The organism is Streptomyces albipurpureus (assembly GCF_023701525.1).
Classification (GTDB): domain Bacteria; phylum Actinomycetota; class Actinomycetes; order Streptomycetales; family Streptomycetaceae; genus Streptomyces; species Streptomyces albipurpureus.
On record NZ_JAMQAW010000015.1, the window covers coordinates 2,043 to 7,409 of the forward strand.

Sequence of the window (5,367 nt, forward strand, 5' to 3'; positions counted from 1 at the left end):
GGTACGTATCCGGCCCCCGACTTCAGAACCGCCAGGAGTGTCACGATCAGCTCCGCCGAACGCGGCAGGGCCAACCCCACCAGCCCTTCCGGCCCCGCGCCCTGACTGATCAGATACCGGGCTAGCTGGTTCGCCCGCGCGTTCAGCTCCCGGTAGGTGAGCTGCTGGTCCTCGAAGACGACCGCGATCGCATCCGGTGTCGCCATCACCTGAGTCTCAAACAGTTGAGGTAGTACCGTCTCGGGTACATCCCTCGCCGTGTCGTTCCATTCCACCAGTAGTTGATCACGCTCGGTGGGGGTGAGGATGTCGACTTGTCCGATAGGAAGGTCAGGCGTGGTGACGATGGTGGCCAGGACCTGGTTGAGGCGTGTGGTGAGGGTTTCGATGGTGGTGGGGTGGAAGAGGTCGGTGCGGTAGTCCAGGCGTCCGGTCAGTCCGTCGGGTTGTCCTTCGGGGGTGTGGTGTTCGCCGAGGTTGAGGGTGAGGTCGAACTTCGCCACCGCACCGTCCAACGTCTGGTGTTCGACGTGGAGGCCGGGGAGGTCGAGGGTGGGCTGGGCGTTGTTCTGGAAGGCCAGCATCACCTGGAAGAGGGGATGTCGGGCCATCGAACGCTGCGGGTTGAGGACCTCTACCAGACGTTCGAAGGGCACGTCCTGGTTGGCGAACGCTGCCAGGTCCGTCTCCCGTACTCGTCCGAGTAGTTCACGGAAGGTGGGGTCACTGGAGGTGTCGGTGCGTAGGACCAGGGTGTTGACGAAGAACCCGATCAGCTCGTCCAACGCGTCATCGGTGCGTCCGGCTACTGGTGTGCCGATCGGGATGTCCTCACCTGTGCCCATGCGCTGGAGCAGCACGGCGAGTGCGGCCTGTACGGTCATGAACAGGCTGGTGCTGCTCTCCCGCGCGAGAGTGATCAGGCGTTCATGGACGTCGGCTGGCACACTGACCGGGACGGTGCCGCCGGTGTGCGAGGCCACCGGGGGGCGTGGGAAGTCCGTCGGCAGCTCCAACTGCTCCGGTACTCCGGCTAGCGCATCGGTCCAGTAGGTCAGTTGGTGGGAGATGACGCTGTCGGGGTCGTCCTCGCTGCCGAGTACCTCGCGTTGCCACAGGGTGTAGTCCGCGTACTGCACCGGCAGTACCGGCCAGGCGGGCGCCTCGCCTCGGCAACGGGCCTGATAGGCCAGGGACAGATCCCGGGCGAACGGGGCCATCGACCAGCCATCCGCGGCAATGTGATGCACCACCGCGATCAGCACGAACTCATCCGGCCCCACGACACACAATCGCACCCTCAGCGGCAGATCCACCGACAGATCGAACCCGGCAGACACCTCCGCCACCAACACACCACCAAGCCCCGACGCATCCACCTCACCAACCCGCAACAACCCAGCAGCGCGATCCTCATCCCACTCATTCAGGATGTGCTGATACGGACGACCGTCCACCTGTGGGAAGACGGTGCGCAGGCTCTCATGCCGGCCCACGACATCCATCAACGCCGCCCGCAACGCCTCCACATTCAGCGCGCCACGCAACCGCACTGTCAGAGGAATGTTGTAGGTCGCCGACGGGCCCTCCAACTCGCCCAGGAACCACAACCTACGCTGCGCGAACGACACCGGAACCAACTCCGGACGCACCCGCCCCGACAACCGCACCCGCACCACACCCGCAGCACCATCAACATGCGACGCCAAACCAGCCACCGTCGGCGCCTCGAACAACGCCCGAATCGACACCTCAACATCCAACACACTGCGGATCCGCGACACCAACCGAGTCGCCAACAATGAGTGCCCACCCAGATCGAAGAAACTGTCATCGATCCCGACCTTGCCCACGCCCAAAACCTCGGCGAACAGCGAACACAACACCTCCTCCCGCGGACTACGCGGACCACGACCAGAAACCTTGGCAGCGACCTCAGGAACGGGAAGAGCCTGACGATCCAGCTTCCCGTTCGGCGTCAACGGCAAAGAATCCAGCACCACAAAGGCCGACGGCACCATATAGTCCGGCAGGCGCTCCGCCACCACACCCCGCAACACCGACACGTCGATCAACGGCACGACACCGGAGTCGGCGGGGACGACGTAGGCGACCAGGCGTTTGTCACCCGGGCGCTCTTCGCGGGCGAGGACTGCTGCCTGGCCGACGCTGGGGTGGGTGGCGAGCACGGTTTCGATCTCACCGGGCTCGATACGGAACCCGCGTACCTTCACCTGCGCATCCGCACGACCCATGAACTCCAGGGTGCCGTCTGTGCGCCATTGGACCAGGTCCCCGGTCCGGTACATCCGCCCGCCCGAACCACCGAACGGGTCGGCCACGAAACGCTCGGCGGTCAGTGCTGGCTGGTTGACGTACCCCCGGGCCAGTCCGGTGCCGGAGATGTAGAGCTCGCCGGTCACTCCGACAGGGGTGGGGGCAAGCGACGCGTCCAGGACATAGACGTGAGTGTTGTCCATCGGCCGACCGATAGGGACGGTCGAGTCGGGAGGAGCGGCCGACGTCATGTGATGCTGCGTCGCACATAGCGTGATCTCGGTGGGACCGTACAGGGCGCGCACGTTGGTCTGCGGGCAGGCTGCGAGGACTTGATGGACCGCGTTGGCGGAGACGACATCGCCACCGGTCAGTACTTGACGAACGTGAGTGAAGCAGGCTGGGTCTTCCTCAGCGATGACCTGGAACAGGCCCGCGGTCACATGGATGGCGGTGACCTGGCCGCGGGCAATGAGGTTGCGCACCGCACTGGCGTCGATCTGCTCGTTGGGTGCCAGGAGGATTTGACCGCCGGATAGCAGTGGTAGCCATACTTCGTAGTTGGACACATCAAAGGCATGCGGGGCATGCATCAGGAGTCGTTCGTGGTCGCCGCCTTGCCAGCAGCGGTCGGCGATCAGGTCGGCCACACTGTGGTGGGTGGTCGCAACGCCTTTGGGGGTGCCGGTGGAGCCGGAGGTATACATCACGTATGCGACCTGCTTGGGGTGGATGTTCCGGTGCAGGTCGGTCGTCGGTTGTTCGGTGAAGGCCTGGGCGGTCACCTCGATGACCTGGGCCTGGCGCGCGAACTCAGCGGCGGCTTCGAGCCGGTCGGTCAAGACCAGTCTGGCATCACTGTCCTGTACCACGAACCGTAGCCGCTCCGCCGGATAGCCCTCATGTAGCGGTACATAGAACCCGCCCGTCTTGACCACTGCCAGGAGGGCCACGATCAGGTCAGCAGAACGCTCCATCCACACCGCAACACCCCGCTCCGGCCCCGCGCCCTGACCGATCAGATACCGGGCTAGCTGGTTCGCCCGCTCATTCAGCTCCCGGTAGGTGAGCTGCTGGTCCTCGAAGACGACCGCGATCGCATCCGGTGTCGCCATCACCTGAGTCTCGAACAGCTGGGGCAGCAACGCCTCGGGAACATCCCTTGCCGTGTCGTTCCATTCCACCAGTAGTTGATCACGCTCGGTGGGGGTGAGGATGTCGACTTGTCCGATAGGAAGGTCAGGCGTGGTGACGATGGTTGCCAGGACCTGGTTGAGGCGTGTGGCGAGGGTTTCGATGGTGGTGGGGTGGAAGAGGTCGGTGCGGTAGTCCAGGCGTCCGGTCAGTCCGTCGGGTCGCCCTTCGGGGGTGTGGTGTTCGCCGAGGTTGAGGGTGAGGTCGAACTTCGCCACCGCACCCTCCAACGTCTGGTGTTCGACGTGGAGGCCGGGGAGGTCGAGGGTGGGCTGGGCGTTGTTCTGGAAGGCCAGCATCACCTGGAAGAGGGGATGCCGGGCCATCGAACGCTGCGGGTTGAGGACCTCCACCAGACGTTCGAAGGGCACATCCTGGTTGGCGAACGCCGCCAGATCCGTCTCCCGTACCCGTCCGAGTAGTTCACGGAAGGTGGGGTCACTGGAGGTGTCGGTGCGTAGGACCAGGGTGTTGACGAAGAACCCGATCAGCTCATCCAACGCGTCATCCGTACGCCCCGCCACTGGTGTCCCGATCGGGATGTCCTCACCCGCGCCCATACGCTGGAGCAGCACCGCCAGCGCGGCCTGCACCGTCATGAACAGGCTGCAGTTGCTCTCCCGCGCGAGAGCAATCAGGCGTTCATGGACGTCGGCTGGAACCTTGATGGGGATGGTGCCGCCGGTGTGCGAGGCCACCGGGGGGCGTGGGAAGTCCGTCGGCAGCTCCAGCTGCTCCGGTATTCCGGCTAGCGCGTCGGTCCAGTAGGTCAGTTGGTGGGAGATGACGCTGTCGGGGTCGTCCTCGCTGCCGAGTACCTCGCGTTGCCACAGGGTGTAGTCCGCGTACTGCACCGGCAGTACCGGCCAGGCGGGCGCCTCGCCTCGGGAACGGGCCTGGTAGGCCAGGGATAGATCCCGGGCGAACGGGGCCATCGACCAGCCATCCGCGGCAATGTGATGCACCACCGCGATCAGCACGAACTCATCCGGCCCTACCACACACAATCGCACCCGCAGCGGCAGATCCACCGACAGATCGAACCCGGCAGACGCCTCCGCCGCCAACACCCCACCAAGCCCCGACGCATCCACCTCCGACACCGTAAGAAGCCGGGCGGCACGGCTGTCATCGGCCAGCTCTACGATGTGCTGATAGGGCTGGCTCGTCTCTGTGTGGCGAAAGACGGTACGCAGGCTCTCATGCCGGCCCACGACATCCATCAACGCCGCCCGCAACGCCTCCACATTCAGCGCGCCACGCAACCGCAGGGCGAAGGGAATGTTGTAGGTCGCGGACGGGCCCTCCAACTCGCCCAGGAACCACAACCTACGCTGTGCGAACGATACCGGAACCAAATCCGGACGCACCCGCCCCGACAACCGTACCCGCACCACACCCGCAGCATCATCAACATGCGACGCCAAACCAGCCACCGTCGGCGCCTCGAACAACGCCCGAATCGACACCTCAACATCCACGACACTACGGATCCGCGACACCAACCGAGTCGCCAACAACGAGTGCCCACCCAGATCGAAGAAGCTGTCATCGATCCCGACCTTGCCCACACCCAAAACCTCGGCGAACAGCGAACACAACACCTCCTCCCGCGGACTACGCGGACCACGACCAGAGACCTTGGCAGTGACCTTGGGAACGGGAAGAGCCTTACGGTCGAGTTTCCCGTTGGGTGTCAACGGCAAGGCTTCCAGTACTACGAAAGCGGACGGCACCATGTAGTCCGGCAGGCGCTCCGCTACCAGACTCCGCAACACCGAGACATCGATCAACGGCACGACACCGGAGTCGGCGGGGACGACGTAGGCGACCAGGCGTTTGTCGCCCGGACGGTCCTCGCGGACCAGGACCGCCACCTGCCCGACTGAGTCATGT

The 5,367-nt window shown here is 64.7% G+C and carries 1 protein-coding gene; it reads right to left on the minus strand.

Going from position 1 to position 5,367, the window contains the following annotated elements; translation table 11 throughout:
• A partial coding sequence (locus NBG84_RS16930; protein WP_250920301.1) for a non-ribosomal peptide synthetase occupies positions 1–5,348 on the minus strand: 5,348 nt, incomplete at its 3' end.
• Between the last annotated feature and the right edge of the window lie 19 nt (positions 5,349–5,367).